Raw genomic sequence first — 15,577 nt, forward strand, 5'->3', positions numbered from 1 at the left:
GTCTCTCCGGTATAAAAGGCTTTGTTCTTCTGCCGTTTCTTTCTATATTTACAGCCTGATAATTTTCGTTTGACCTATACACTTGAGAGCTTTTATTAGGGCTTTCCGCACCATTTTCAAAGGCTGAAATATCATGGAAAACATACTGCATCCGAGCGCCCGTATCGGTGCCAATGTCGCCATCGGTCACTACACCGTAATCGAGCACGACGCTGTCATCGGCGATGACTGTGTCATCGGCCACCATGCCGTCATCCACGCCGGTTCGAAAATCGGCAAAGGCGTCCGTATCGATGATCATGCGGTCATAGGCAAACTTCCCGCCACGGCGCGCCGGAGCAAGACAACGGCTGCCGGGCGCATCCTCGAACCGGTCGTCATCGGCGATGAATCCATCATCGGTACCGGGGCAATCGTCTATGCCGGCGCAGTATTGGGCGCCGGAGTTCTTGTGGCCGACACAGCCGCAGTCCGTGAGGATGTAACCATCGGCGATTACACAATCATCGGCCGTAACGCCACCATCGAGAACAAGGTCACCGTCGGGGCGCGGTGCAAGATCATGAGCCATGCCTATATCTGTGCATTCTCCGAGATCGGCGACGACTGTTTCATCGCCCCCTGCGTCGCGACTTCGAACGATACCTATGTGGGAAGATGGAAGGAACGCACTAAATACTATAAAGGTGTGACAGTCAGGACAGGCGGCCGTATCGGCGTCAACGCAACGACACTGCCGGGAAGGACTGTCGGCCCGGACGGCCTCGTTGCAGCCGGCACGGTTGTCACGAAGGATGTCCCGGATTCGACCATCGTGTGCGGAAATCCGGGAAAACCGCTCCGTCCCGTACCGGAAAATCAACTGCTTAAAAACCAGGAGAACTGAAACGATGAAGGTTCCGCTGCTCGATCTGAAAGCCCAGTATGCCGCAATCCGCGATGAGATAGAACCCGTTGTCCGGGAGGTCTTCGAGAGCCAGTATTTCATTATGGGCCCGAAGGTGAAAGAATTCGAGGAACAGGTTGCCCGTTATTCCGGCGCGAAACATGCAATCGGCTGCGCTTCCGGAACCGATGCGCTGCTCCTTGCGCTCATGGCGCTCGATGTGGGACCGGGAGACGAGGTGATCACCTCTCCCTATACCTTTTTCGCCACGGGAGGCTCGGTCGCCCGTCTCGGCGCAAAGCTCGTGTTCTGCGATATCAAACCCGATACCTACAACCTCGATCCCGATCTTCTCGAAGGCGCGATAACCGAAAGAACCAAAGCTGTCATTCCCATACACCTGTACGGTCTTGTAGCCGAGATGGACAGGATCAATAAGATCGCCCATGCCCGCAACATCGCCGTCATCGAGGACGCCGCACAGGCTATCGGAGCCGCGGCTCCGTACGGAACCGCGGGCGCTCTCGGCGACATGGGGTGTTTCTCCTTCTTCCCGTCCAAAAACCTCGGAGGTGCGGGCGACGGTGGCATGGTGGCGACGAATGACGACGGATATGCGGAACGCGTCGGAATTCTACGTCTTCATGGCTCGCAGCCGAAGTACTATCACAAGGTTGTCGGTATCAATTCACGGCTCGATGCGCTTCAGGCTGTCGTTCTCTCGGTGAAGCTTCGCCACCTCGACGATTGGTCGGCGGGACGGCTCAAAAACGCCATGACCTACAACCGCCTGTTTACCGAAAAGGGGCTGTCCGGCACGGTTACGGTTCCGGTTATTCCGGAGGGATACCGCCATATTTTCAACCAGTATATCATCAGGGTTCCCCGCCGCGACGAACTGAGAAAGCACCTTTCGGAACACGGCATCGGCACCGAGATTTACTACCCGGTTCCCCTCCATCTCCAGGAATGCTTTGCCAACCTCGGTTACCGTGAGGGTGACATGCCGGAAAGCGAAGAAGCCGCACGGTTGACGCTGGCGCTTCCCATCTATCCCGAGCTTACCGGAGAGATGCAGGAATATGTCATCGATACGATACGGGATTTTTACCAGCACCCATAATCACGGACGAGAACTGGAAACCGATTCATGAAAGTCTGTCATTTAACCTCGGTTCATATCCCGTTTGATACCCGTATTTTTCATAAGGAATGCAGGAGTCTCGCCGACGCCGGATATGAGGTTCACCTTGTCGCTCCGCACGACAGGGACGAGGTTGTGGACGGCGTTCGTATCCATGCTGTCCGCAGACGTCACAGCAAGCTGAAACGGATGATGTTCTCCCCTGTCGATGTTCTGAGAAAAGCCCTGAAAATCGATGCGCCCCTTTACCATTTTCACGATCCCGAGCTCATTCCGGCCGGGCTGATTCTCCGCGCTCTCGGCAAGTCCGTAATCTATGATGTGCATGAGGATTATCCGGAGACCGTTCCGAACAAGCAGGTGGTACCCCGCGCTTTCGGTCAGCCGGCGGGACTGATCATGAGGTTGATCGAACGCTGCGCATCCCCGCTTTTCTCCGCCGTTGTCGTTGTCACACCCGCAATCCATGCCCGTTTCCGGTCATACACGGGGAAAACGCATCTGATTTACAATTTTCCTATTGTCAGGGATCACGGGGCCATACCATGGGAAAGCCGTGAAGACGCAGTATGTTATCTGGGTTCCATCGCATCGAACCGGGGCATACTGGAGATGGTGAAAGCCATTGCGCTCGTACGGGAGAAAATCCCCGCAAAGCTGATTCTTGCCGGGGATTTTACATCGAAATCACTGGAACGGGAAATCAGCGCCCTTCCGGAGTTCTCCTCGGTCGAGTATCACGGATTCGTGGAGTTCGATGAATCCGACAAGCTCCTGGCGCGGGCTAAAGCGGGCCTTATCGTCGTTCATCCCGAGCAGCGGTATCGTGTTTCGTATCCGAATAAACTGTTCGAATACATGATGGCGGGAATACCGGTTATCGCTTCGGATTTCCCGCTCTGGCGTGAAATGATCGAAGAATCGCAATGCGGTATCCTCGTCGACCCGCTCGATCCGGATGCCATAGCCGATGCCATTGTCACCATGCTGCAGAATCCCGGCGAAGCACAGGCCATGGGCACACGGGGCCATGAAGCCGCGAAAGAAAAATACCGGTGGGAAAACGAGAACAGGAAGCTCCTCACACTCTACGAGTCTCTCCCCGGCGGGCATTCATAGATAACGGTAACTCGATGATAAACAGGGAATTCGCCCTTCTCCGAAACACAGCCGGATTCACCGGAAGCGATTGATATGGCATACGATTCGGTTCATAAACGCCTCACGAAGGTTCTGTACAAGGCGTCTTCGTGCCCGTTCCTTTTTGCGGAGGTTCACTGCGCGGGCGGCGACTACTGCCCGTTCCCCGAAGGAAAAGACAAGCTGTGCTGTTTTTTCTGCGCCCGTTTCGATATCTGCCCCGACAAGACCGGCGTCTGTACCCGGCTGCAGGATAAAAAATAACACCAACAGGAGATAGAAAAACCGGGAACCATGGCAGCGCATGATTCCCGGTTTGGATCAATCTTCAATTTTGAACGATCTTTCCCTGTTACACAACTTCAAGCTTACATATCAAACGAACATGAGTTAATGTACTTGTTTGCCCATCTCCAGGAGCACTTCACGGCTTTTGTCGCTTGCAGCGCCGGACTGGTGGCAGGCATAGCAGGTCATCTCGACCGTGAGCCGAGCGAAACCGTCGCCGTTGATAGTAGCGTGCCCGGTGCCGTCATCGAGTTTGTAGTCCGGGTCGAGAGTGATTCCGAAAATATGGGAGTGCGCATCGCCCCTGTGATATCCCTTCTCCATGGAGTCAAATGCTCCACGGACGGCGAGCGGCATATGGCACTGACGGCAGGTGAGATCCTTCATGGCCGCGATCTTGACCGGCTTGGCGTGATCACCCTTGTGGCAGTCCTCGCACTGTTTGACAAACCCGTCATCGGTACGTGATGTGGCATGGGGATTATGGCAGTCGACACAGCGCGGATAATTCATTTTGCCTTTTTTATTTAATTTCATCTCGGAGTACTGCTGTCTGCTCTCGATAAGTTCGGGGGCTTTGACATTGATCTTGTCGTCCGCGTTGCGCTTGTGGCATTCGCCGCAGAGATCGGATTTTTTGGTTACGACTATTTTGAGGTCTGCCTTGGCGTCCTTTTTCTTGAGGTCGCTTTTCCCCTTGAGAATCACATGTTCATGCCCGGGGCCGTGGCATGCCTCGCAGCCGACACTGTTTTCGTACCACTTGCCGGGTATTCCTTCGAGCTCGTTTTTCACACCTTTTTCATAGGTATCCGTCGCAGACCAGCCGACCACATGGCACTTGATGCACTCGTATTTGAGCGTGCCGTTCGGAATATCGGGCTTGAATGCGGTCATCGCTTTGCCATCGAGCGACCACTGGGCTTTTTCGCCGGTAGCCACATACCCTTTGGAATTGACAAAACGGGCATAATGCTTGTCACCGCCGATGAGGTATGTCAGGTCTGCCCATGTCATCCCTTCGGGCAGGGTCACATCGACCCCTTCGGGCGCGGCGCCACCCTCGACCGGACGGAGCATGCGGGCATGACTGTGGTTGTCCCACACTCCCTTTATCGGCTTGTGGCACATGCCGCATCCTTTCGAGCTCACATATCCGTGGTCGCCTTCCTGAGCGTATCCGGAGTAAGGGGAAAACAGAACGCCGAGCGCTACGACCACAATCCCCGTTATGCAGGCACACAGTTTCCTTTTCATATGGCGACCCTTTTCTGCTGACTGTTATGAAAAATTCTGATTCCCGGTATTATATACTATAAAATAATCTTCATTGTATAAAAATCAAGTAAATTGAAGAGTATCGCAACACCCATATGTAACTTCTCTTAATATATTACATTATATTTTATTCACAAACACCCGCAAATTGATTACCATGAGTGTTATTATCGTGGCGTCCGTGCACCTTTTTACGGTTCCGTGAGTCTACATTCGTATGTATATCGCCAAAATCATATGCACAGCTTTTTTTCTGCTGGACGTATGCGTTGTTGAAACGCCGTGCGATGAAACCCATGCCGAAAATCCGCTGCCGTTCGGCCATGACCGTGCGGTCGTACAGGGCAGCGGCAGTCCGGGACCATACTCCCTCGGCGCACGCTTTGTCGGCGGCACGGTGACTGTCGAGCGGACTTCCGCGCCGGATTCGCTCCAAATCGCCTCGTGGGATACGGCTGCCGGGACAATCACATTCAACGCCATACTCGCAGCCGGTGATTCTGCGGTTGTCCTTTATGCCGTGCCTCCCACGTGGCTCAGGCAGACCTACACACGCGAAAGCACCATGACCATTCCCCGAAGCCCGGAGAATCAATCCTCATCATCAGCATACACAAAACCAACGCCCAAGGCATTTCCCGGCCTCAATTTCGGCGGTTCGAAAACCTTCGAGGTCAGCACGGGAAGCGACAGAGCTGTCGCGCTCAACCAGTCTCTCCGCCTCAATATTTCGGGCAATATCACCGACGACATCACCCTCAATGCCGCGATATCCGACCAGAATATGCCCATCACTCCCGAGGGCGACACCCGCGAGCTCAACGAGCTCGACCGTGTTCTCATAGAGCTGAAGGGCAGGCACTTCAGGGCCGACATGGGCGACACCGACCTTCAGCGGAATGCGGGACGGTGGCAGAGCTATACACGGCGTCTGTCGGGGGCTTATCTCAATGTTCACAACGGCGGCGTTTCGGCTTTCGGATCGGGCGCGGTCTCGGAAGGCCGTTACATGAGCACCGCCATATCCCCGGTCGAGGGGAACCAGGGCCCGTACCGTCTCATCGGTGGCGACGGCAACTCGCACATCGCCATAATCCCCGGAACCGAACGGGTCTGGATAAACGGCGAACAGCTCACCCGCGGGTACAACTACGATTACACCATCGACTACTCGACCGGCGAGATCACTTTTTCCGAGCGGCGAATCATCGGATCGGACATGCGCATCGTCTGCGACTACGAATACACGAGCGAAACCTATCGCCGGACGTTTTTCTCGGGCGGGGCCGACAGCGAGCTCATGAAAGGCCGTCTCAAGATCGCCGTCACAGCAGCGCGGGAGGCGGACGACTCCGGCAGGCCGGTATACGGCGACCTCGACGATGCCTCGAAAAAGATACTCGCGGCTGCGGGCGATTCTCTCGCCGCGGTTCCCGGCATCCGTCATGCGGACGGGGATTCCACGGGAACCTATGACAGCGTGGAGGGCCACCTCGTGTTCAATCCGCTCGGGAAAGGGGCGTACAATGCTACTTTTTCATGGGTCGGGGAGAACAGCGGATCATACCGTTATCGCGGCGGCGGAATCTATGAGTTTGTGCCGCCGGAGGAGCGCGGTCCCGGTTCAGGCGCCTCATATGAGCCGATAACCGTTATCAGCGGCCCCGCCGAACACAGTCTCGCCGGTGTAACCGTATCGTTCGACCCTGTTTCAGCGGTGCACTTCGAAACCGAACTCGCCGGTTCATCTCTCGACAATAACACTCTCTCAAGCATCGATGATTCCGACAACAACGGCGGGGCATACCGGCTATCCGCGAAACTGTCCCCGGAAATACGGGCACGGTTACCGCTCCGTCTCGATATCGCAGGAACAACACGTTCACAGGAACGGACATTCACACCGCTCGACCGTGACCGTACCGCCGAGGAAAACCGCCGCTGGGGCATGCCCCTCATTACCGGCGCGGCGAAGGAAACGGTGACCGAGTTTTCCGGCGGGATGAGCGTATCGAAAGGAAAGCTGTCGGGAACGGGCATTCTCCTGAGCGGCGGGAAGGCGGATTTCGGCGATTCGACCGCTTCCTCGCGTTTCGGAGGTGAAAGCAGCGTCGCTATCGAGGGACGTGGAAAAGCCCGTCTGGCAGCCGATCACATCGTCCGCGAGCATTTTACCGGCCTTCCCGATGAAACAATCGACCGATATTACGGTGAAACAGACGCCGCAGTCTCCGGGTTTTCACCGTCCGCCCAGTACGAAGGAGAGCGAACAGAAGGCAGAGGCGACTATTCCCACGGCACCGCGTATGACGATATTCGCCTGAAGCTCGGAAATCCGGTGCTTTATGGCGTCAGGAGCACGGCGGAATGGCTTTACCGGACGGAGCGTACCCGTCACACGAGCTGGTCCGACAGCTCGACCGTCCGGGGCGGAAGCTTCGAGATTTCCGCCGGAAACGAGGTAAGCAGTTCTCTCCGGGCCCGTTACGCCCGCCGTGAGCGCACGGACTCCGCCCAGCGCAGCGCGAGCGACCAGGCTCTGCTCGAGGGGTATCTGCGACCGACCGGTGGAAAAACGTTTTTCGAATATTCGTACCGCGCGGGACGGTCACGGGAAGCATCGCGACGGAAGAATTTCATCTATACCGGCGGCGGACGCGGTTCCTATAGGTGGGAAGACGACAATGGTGACGGCGTCCGTGACCCGGAGGAATTTATCCCGGACGAGCACGGTTCCTACTACCTGTACGAGGAGACGCTCGACGATTACAAGCCGGTCAACAGCGTCCAGCTCTTTGGCAGGCTCGGCGCGGACCTGCCAACCGGCAGGCTGATAAAAATCGGCGGCGCCGGATTAACCGTACGGTCGGAAACATCGTTCGAGGTCAAGGAAAAATCGACCGCATCCGCCGGGGACGTGTTTCTTCTGAGGCTCGACCGATTCAGGGAGAAGGGCCGGACCACCTCGGGGGAATCACGTGTCCAGGAGGACCTGACCGTCCCCCTCTACGACGGCGGAGGATCGCTCAGGCTCCGTGTTTTCCGGCTCGATTCGTACAACGCGGAATTCGTATCGGGCGCAGAACGAAAAATGAACGAAGAACAGTCGATACGGCTGCGGATGCCGCTTTCCGGGCAGACGGACACCGAGATCACCCTCAGCCGCTCCCTCTGGAACCGCATCATGGAACAGACATCGGGCGGAAACTTCAGAGTGCGGTCGCTGTCGGGCGACACCGGCGTTTCGTATTATCCGCAGCGCGCAACCACGGTCGGCGTTACCGTCATGGCAGGCTACGACCGTGAGGACATAACCGGCGTTACTGCAAGGTTCTATTCACTCAAGCCCGTGTTCACCTACCGTTTTTCGGGCCGGGGGAAAGTCGAGACATCGTACATGCTCACTTCGGTCACTCTCGGCAATACCGTGCCCGGTTTCCGCATCCCTTACACCATGGCGCGGGGGCGCAAGGAAGGAGACAACCACGATGTTTCGGTGATGTACGATTACCGTGTGTCGAACCGAATCAACATTGTCGCGACCTACACGGGCCGTAAATTCGCGGGGAGTTCTTTCGAGAACTTCGCACAGGTGCAGATGCGAACGCTGTTTTGAGAAAGAATGGAGCAGATAGAACACGGATTGGCGCGGATTAGGATTTTTCGCAATTTTAACCACGAAGTCACAAAGGAAAAACATATAACCTTGTTATTCTATTATTTATTATCACTCATGTATTGTATGAGTATCGTCATTCCCAAGAACGAAGTGAATTGGGAATCCAGTATTAATATCGCTCTGTCATGAGCATTATATGTGGATTCCCGTTTTCACGGGAATGACACATAAACACTTAAAAACAAGTCATTTATAAGGTTATACATTAATTATTGCACCGGCGATTAAACAGTGAAATATATTTCGGAAATTGAGCCCTATAAAGGTGATTCGATACAATCTGTGTAACTGCGCACCAAGCCGTCATTCCCGCAAAAGCGGGAATCCATGTTTTTTTACTTCCGGTATCATTCTTTATTCGCCGGAGCAATAAATAGCAGGAAAATATACAAAAAAACTTTTTGTCTTTATGTCTTCGTGGTAAATATTTTCATATCCATCAGGATTTAAACGGTGTTCAGACCATTATGACTCGAAAAAGATACAGCCTGTTTTTCGTTGTGCTCACCTTGCTGGCTGCTGCTTCAACTGAATCACCGGCGCAGAAACCGGAAACTGCCCCCGGCACGGTGTTTCCGTTTACCGCCCGGACAGCGGGTGCGCCGCTCGATTCGGTTGCGGTGACTGGCGTGGATTCGCTGGCGACGTCCATACAGGCAGGGCTTGCCGGTGAAATCCTTTCCAGGGCGGGGGAGCCTCCCAACGAAGGACTTATCGACCACGATACGAAGGCTGCCGAAACTTTTCTCCGCGAACGGGGATGGTGGAACGCGCAGGTCACGGCTTTCGTGGATTCCGCAGCGGGAAAACCGTGTATTCTGACGTTTTCAATCGAGCCGGGGAAACTGGTGAAATTCGGCCTTATTTCCGCCGAACCGAAAGAAAACGATATTGGTGTCGCAGATATTCCGATTCCGGAAATACCCGGTCAGTCCTTCACAAAAGACATGCTTGAATCGGTCATAAACGACATTATGTCGCGTTTTGCGGAAAACGGCTATCCCGGTGCGGAAGTGACACCCGTTCTGTCCGCTCATGGCGACACTGTCGATATTACCCTGAAGTATAAGCCGGGCGGCCGCGCACACATAGATTCGGTTGCGGTCAGGGGTCTTTCACGGACTAAAGACTTTGTTGTGCTCCGTGAATTGAGCTCCATTCGCGGTATGCCGGCGGGGAAAGATGCGGTGAACGAAGCCCGCGCGATTGTAAGACAGCTCGATTTTCTCGGCCTATCTCAGGAACCGTACCTCGATTACGCCCCGGACGGCACCTGTATGCTTGTGCTCGACCTCGAGGAAAAGGGGCTCGGCTCTTTCGATGGCGTCATCGGATACCAGCCCTCGGACAGCGGCGAATCGGGGGAGCTGATCGGCACGGTCGATATCGATATCGTAAACATGTTCGGCACAGGGCGCTCGTCACGGATACGGTGGGAAAAACTCGGCAAACAGACCGAGGACCTCGAACTCGTCTACCGTGAACCGCGTATCATTTCGCTGCCGTTCGGAGTCTCGGGGCATTTTCTCCAGGAAGAGCGGGGGCGCATCGGCTACACCCTCACACGGTTCGATGCGAAGATCAACCGCCGGTACCGTCGCCTTACGGTCGAAACCGGCTACCGGTACGAAAAGGCGAGCGCCGATTCGCTCACGAGCTCTCATGCGAACGGCATCGAGGCGGGCATCACATGGACGGAAATCGACGACAGCGACAATCCGCGGTCAGGGATACGGTACGGGGGAACATGGTCGGCGCTTTCAAAGGCATACCGTTTTGGCTCGAAAGACCGGGCGCGTATCGATCATACGGCTGTCGATCTCGACCACTATATTCCGACATTACAGCGTCAGACTGTCGCTCTGCTCATACGGTACCGGAGGGTTCAGGGCGACAAGGAAAATCTCGATCCGGCCGACCGCTACTGGCTCGGCGGTGCATCGACGATACGGGGTTACCGCGAGCGCCTGTTTCCGGCGGTGGAAGCGCTGTGGGGCTCGGCCGAATACCGTTTCCTCACCGGCGGAACATCAAGGTTTTTCCTGTTTGTCGATTCCGGCTATCTCATCGATTATGTGCGGACGGCTGACCGGTCGTTCCGTAAAAAGACGCTGACACGCACCGGCTACGGGTTCGGTCTCAGGCTCAGTACACGGGCGGGAACGCTCGGCTTCGATTACGGCCTCGGGCAGGGTGACAGCCCCGGACAGGGGAAACTGCATGTAAGGCTGAGCGCGGAGTTCTGATTTAATAATAGTTTTTGGTTCGTAGTTTTTGGTCTATGGTTTTTGGTCTATGGTTTTTGGTACGATTCGAATAAAGAGTGACTCTGAAATTATATATATATGCGTTGAAGTAATCGTTTTCATTCCACTTTTCTCATTTCCCAGACCGTCCCTTTCTTCGAGGGGCAGTGAATCCTGAAAACGCTCCTGTCATCGGCCTCCCATGACGGGAAACCGAGCACAACCCGCCATGTGTAGAGATCGAGGACATGGAGGAGTGCGGTGCAGACCCCCTGCGGTCTTTCATACGGCGTGTTGTAGAAGTATGTCTCCCCTAGTTCATGGCGGCATTTCCCGATTTTTTCCACCATCTTTATCTCGATCTTTCCGAGGTTGTTCCATCGTTCCCTGTATTCTTCGTCGTTCATATATTCTTTTCCGGTAAATAATATGTTGTTTTCCATGCCTTCGGAACGTTTTAAAGAAATAATTATGTACGAATAACCTCCATGACTATAGATAGTCACAACGAAGGATGAAAAATGTATTCAGTTGATATGGATTCCCGATAAAAGATTCGGGAATGACGTCGTTACAGCGACTCCCGAAACCAGGCCGAGGCTTTAGTACCGGGAACTGCAGATGCATTTTCAGATAAACCCGAAATAACATGTCAAACCATAAACCGGAAAGACGGGCATAAGGCACAAGGCATAAGGGAAAAAGACCACAAACCACAAACTATAAACCAGTTACCAGTTACCTTATTTTTCCATCATCACCACGGTCTGGTTCATCGCCGGGGCTGTTGCCGGGAAATACAATTCTTTGCCGTCCTCCGCGGTTACCTTCACATAGTATTCGATATCGGCCGCTTTCGATCCCGAAGGCGGGAACTGCGCAGTATAGACCCCGCGGGCAGTATGGCTGAGCTTTTCCGGGGCAAAAACTCCCGTTCCCATCTCGCGCCAGTACAGCCCGGCATCACGGGGCTGTTTTTTATCGAGCACGATCACCGTAAGGCTCATCGTTTCACCGGCTGTGTACACAGTCCGCACGGTCGGCACGATAAGACGGGGCTCACCGGCATAGTCGCCCGATGGCAGCGCATAATCCGGAATGGGAGAACCGAGAATCGCCTCGAGGTCCTCACGGGTTTTCTGGAGCAGACCGGGGGAAATGTGCTGCTCTATATTCATCACCGTTCCCATTTCGCCGCGAGTGCTCACTGTCGACAGGAGATAGCCATAGGTTTCGCCGAACAGCTTGCCGAGTTCGATGTAGAGCGGGATGCCGTTCTCACGGGCTAACAGGACACGGGTATCCTTGTTGCGCTCGGCTTTGATCGTTTCGAGCTCCCTGTTGAATTCCGCCCATGAACAGCAGAGATGTGCGGACGACCGCATATACCTGAACGTGTTGAGCCAGTAGAGGAACCTCTCGCGGTTTCCGGCTCCCCTGATTTTGCTTTCGAGCTTTTCGAGCTCCTCCACGAATACATAGTCACGGGCACGCTGTTCCCAGAAGATCGTATCAGGCTTCCACCCGCCGGGACCGTTTATCCAGTCGGATGACCGTGGCAGAGCGCCATCCATCCGTGTAAAAATCGCCGCAATCTCCCCGGATGCCTCCGGGCCGAACTGGTATAACGCCCAGTCCTCGTAAAAATCGAGCGCGGGCAGGTGACGGGCAGGCGCATATTCCCACTGGGACGTATCGCGCAGGTAGTCCCTGTTTATACGGGCGCTGCCGGTGACAGCGCTGTCCGCCTGAAAATCCCGATAAGCGGGGCCGCCGCAGTTCTCTTTCCAGGAGAAACCGCCGCCCTGAACTTCTATCGCCGAAATGCAGGCCTGGCCATACACCGGAACACCGACCGGCACAATGGTTTCGAATGTAATGTCTATGAATCCGTCGCCGGACTTCACGTTCTCGAAGCTCAGATCGAGGGCACGGTATCCGCCGGCCCGCGCGAATATATCGAGCCTGTCGAGCACTTTCTCATCCTGTATGTACACATCGAAAACACGGGCGCCGCGTCTCATGAATTCCAGCTCGCAGAACCTGAGGGTTACGGTATACGTTCCCTTTGGCGCCGTTATGCGGTAATTGTACATATGGCTGCGCCCGGTCTGGTAGAGGATATCGTCCGTGGTGCCGTCGATGGGCCTGTCGGAGGGTTTCATGACATGCCCTTCGAGCGCTCCGGAAACGCGGGGCTCTTTGTTCCATGGTTCCTGGCTCCATGCAGCGCGGGCAAGTGCCGAGACATTGGGTCCGAGCACCCTCGTCCGCCAGTGAATTCCGAGAAGCCCGGTACAGCCATACCGGAGCGCTTCGGCCGCATCGCACCTCATACGGCCGACCCACAACTGCGGGGAGGTCAGGCCGGGATCGTCTTCGAGCCACGGTATCGCCCACTTGGGACGGCCGGTCACACGGGCGAATGCACGATCGACAGCAACCGTTCCGACCCCTCGGTTGATACAGCTCATCGGCATGGTTTTGGGCAGCATGTTATCGAAAAAGGCGCGGTCGTTCCGCGGTCCGAGCACCCAGCCGCACGTGGCGAGGGTGAACGGCGAGCCGGCTTTCCCGTGGGCGGTGATCGCGGCGCCGAAATCGACCGCGGTCGCCCTCATTTCGGCATCGGTGTTCCCTCTCCATGTCCAGTCCTCCGGCGTCCAGAACCAGTAATAATCGATCGGGGCCACATCGGCAGCCCGTCGGAATAACCCTTCATACAGTTCCTCCACTACGGCAGAATCGGCGGGATTCTTCCCCATCGATTTGAGACGTTCCTGCACACGCTGGGGTATCTTGAGCGGCGTTTCAGTGCCGATGCAGGTCCTGACACCGAGCACATGGGCGAAACGGAACGCCTCGCCGAGCACCGCGCCCTCACGTCTGAACACCTCGTTGCAGTCTTCGGGTGTATCCGAAGCCGGACACATGTCGCTCATGACATCGTTCCCGTAATCATCGCGCCCGAACAGAAGCGATCCCCCGAACGCATACTCTCCGGTCTTTTTCGGCGCATACCCCCAGTTCCCGCGGAGGGTGTTCTGGTAGCTCGAAGGATAGCTGAAGGCGACAGCGGCATTCTTTCCAATATCCCCGGGAAGTCCAATCCAGACTGTCGGCTCGGCATTGGGAGCGCCCTCGGGATAGGTATGGAGCCCGAAGAAATTCATCCCCATTTTCGGCAGCTGCGAAAGGATTGCCTTGTAATCATCGACATCCCACCAGTCGGGACCCTCGGGAAAATCATGGAACGGCTGAATACCCCGCGTATCGAACAGCGGCTTCCCGGTTTCCGTGACAAGCGGCAGCGCCGTACTGCTCAGGCTGTCGGGTAACACATCGCCGTGCATATAGAACCTGACTCCGAGGTGTTCGGCAAACCGGTAAGCGCCGTAGAGGGTACCGGTTTCGCTTCCGCCGATAATGTACACGATGCGCCGACGCCTGCTCTCACGGGTTTCGATGAGGTAGTGCTCGGGTCCAAGGGCGCTTATCTTTTTGCCGAACTCGGCATCTTTCGCAAGGGATTCGACCGCGGGACGGTCTTTCCGGGCGACAACGACAAGGTCGGAGGTCAGCGATGTATTCCTGTCACCCTCCTGCAAGAGCGGAAGAACACCGGTCCGGAGATACATATACCGCCGTATTTCGCGGGCGGCAAGCTTCTCCTGAGGCGAGGCGTCGCGGGCGTATATGACGATCAGCGGCGACGGCGCAAGCATCCGGTAAACGATGGCAGCCAGGGCGAGCAGAATCACGATGAATATGAAAGAAACAAAGGGAGATCGCTGTCTCATGATACATGCTCCTATGATAAAAAAGTCCACTCCGCAAAGAACTAAAAAAACTGATTTAACTTGTTTTAAAAACGGAGTTCAGGATATTTATAGCTCTATCAGATTTTTTGAGTAACAGGTAATCATAGGTGGGTAATTTTCCCTTATCTCCCTCCAGTGAGGGATGACATATCGTATCTTGTGATAAAGTCTTTAAATGTGGATAAAGCTGTCAAGGGTCGGCACGAAGTGTCGATCCCCGATTAATGATTCGGGGACATGTTTACATGCCCTTGACAGCACCGAAACAATACATTTCATTATCGGGCTCGTGAAAAATATTCTTTTTCACAGCCCCCTTAGATTCTCGCTCTTCCGGCGAATCGAATTAAGAACCGGTAAAGAACAGGGTTCCGGTTTTTAAACCGGCATAGTCCATTTATTCTCGATATGTTTCAGGGCCATGTACAATAATTTAACCGCCGTCTCGTCACTTGGAAAGCAGTTTCTTTTCCCGTTACTTACCGGAGTAAGTTATTCAATGATTCGATGGCATATGCAGCACAGATAGCTCTCCGGATTTTCCCGTGATATGAGAAAACGGATAATACGGCGCCAATTTACCCGCAAGGATATCCTTTAAAGGGAACAACGGTTGTCAAGGATTCGTTCTGATTCAACGGGCTATTCATCGGTCTGTTCGACAGTGGCTGAACGTCAGACATTTTTCAGATCGGCCGCAGTTTTCTTAAGGTCTCTACAAAAAAACGAATTACAGGAAATTCCGAATCATCATATCCATTTCGCAAAGTATGTGCTCTCTCATCCCCTTTTTAAAGGACTGAACGGCTTTAAGGGCACGCCCATCCCTCTTTCTTTTATAAGGAAAACCGGGGAGAATCAATCATGTCAGCTGATTTAACCGGATAAATGGAAAAAGTGTTCTTTAAAATGAGGGATTGCCGGAGCTCCTTTAACTTGTGACCCCAAAAATCCACGATGAATTGTATTGTAATACATTGATTATAAATAGAATATAGACCATTAAATCCTGTGAATTTATAAACCCGTTGAAAAGCCCCGCGGTCACAACCGGTTTTCGGAAAAAGAATGGGTGCTGTCCGAGCGAGCCGAAGG

The 15,577-nt window shown here is 54.5% G+C and carries 9 protein-coding genes; 6 read left to right on the forward strand and 3 right to left on the reverse strand.

What is annotated here, in order from left to right:
* The first annotated feature begins 133 nt into the window (after window positions 1–133).
* The 4 genes from LLG96_06500 to LLG96_06515 all read left to right on the forward strand — a co-directional run bounded on the left by LLG96_06500 (window position 134) and on the right by LLG96_06515 (window position 3,434).
* Window positions 134–886: an acetyltransferase gene (locus LLG96_06500; GenBank protein ID MCE5249854.1), complete on the forward strand. Its 753-nt coding sequence runs from the start codon at window positions 134–136 to the stop codon at window positions 884–886.
* 4 nt (window positions 887–890) lie between these two features.
* Complete coding sequence (locus tag LLG96_06505; protein MCE5249855.1) at window positions 891–2,009, forward strand: DegT/DnrJ/EryC1/StrS family aminotransferase; 1,119 nt, start codon at window positions 891–893, stop codon at window positions 2,007–2,009.
* Between the two features lie 27 nt (window positions 2,010–2,036).
* Complete coding sequence (locus tag LLG96_06510; GenBank protein ID MCE5249856.1) at window positions 2,037–3,149, forward strand: glycosyltransferase family 4 protein; 1,113 nt, start codon at window positions 2,037–2,039, stop codon at window positions 3,147–3,149.
* Between the two features lie 75 nt (window positions 3,150–3,224).
* Window positions 3,225–3,434, forward strand: a complete 210-nt coding sequence (locus tag LLG96_06515; protein MCE5249857.1) for a hypothetical protein — start codon at window positions 3,225–3,227, stop codon at window positions 3,432–3,434.
* Window positions 3,435–3,560: 126 nt separating this feature from the next.
* On the opposite strand, the gene LLG96_06520 is transcribed toward LLG96_06515, so the two are convergent.
* On the reverse strand, window positions 3,561–4,715 hold the full coding sequence (locus tag LLG96_06520) for a cytochrome c family protein (GenBank protein ID MCE5249858.1): 1,155 nt from the start codon (window positions 4,713–4,715) through the stop codon (window positions 3,561–3,563).
* Window positions 4,716–4,953: 238 nt separating this feature from the next.
* Between LLG96_06520 and LLG96_06525 the strand changes: the two genes are divergently transcribed.
* Both LLG96_06525 and LLG96_06530 read left to right on the forward strand, forming a co-directional pair.
* Window positions 4,954–8,352: a hypothetical protein gene (locus tag LLG96_06525; GenBank protein ID MCE5249859.1), complete on the forward strand. Its 3,399-nt coding sequence runs from the start codon at window positions 4,954–4,956 to the stop codon at window positions 8,350–8,352.
* Between the two features lie 530 nt (window positions 8,353–8,882).
* Window positions 8,883–10,661, forward strand: coding sequence for a BamA/TamA family outer membrane protein (locus tag LLG96_06530; protein MCE5249860.1), 1,779 nt, complete (start codon window positions 8,883–8,885; stop codon window positions 10,659–10,661).
* Window positions 10,662–10,780: 119 nt separating this feature from the next.
* Here LLG96_06530 and LLG96_06535 read toward each other — a convergent pair whose 3' ends face one another.
* Together LLG96_06535 and LLG96_06540 are read right to left on the reverse strand one after the other, a co-directional pair.
* On the reverse strand, window positions 10,781–11,068 hold the full coding sequence (locus LLG96_06535) for a hypothetical protein (protein ID MCE5249861.1): 288 nt from the start codon (window positions 11,066–11,068) through the stop codon (window positions 10,781–10,783).
* 336 nt (window positions 11,069–11,404) lie between these two features.
* Complete coding sequence (locus tag LLG96_06540) at window positions 11,405–14,461, reverse strand: hypothetical protein (protein ID MCE5249862.1); 3,057 nt, start codon at window positions 14,459–14,461, stop codon at window positions 11,405–11,407.
* Window positions 14,462–15,577 lie beyond the last annotated feature (1,116 nt).

The organism is bacterium (assembly GCA_021372535.1).
Classification (GTDB): Bacteria; Latescibacterota; Latescibacteria; order Latescibacterales; family Latescibacteraceae; genus JAFGMP01.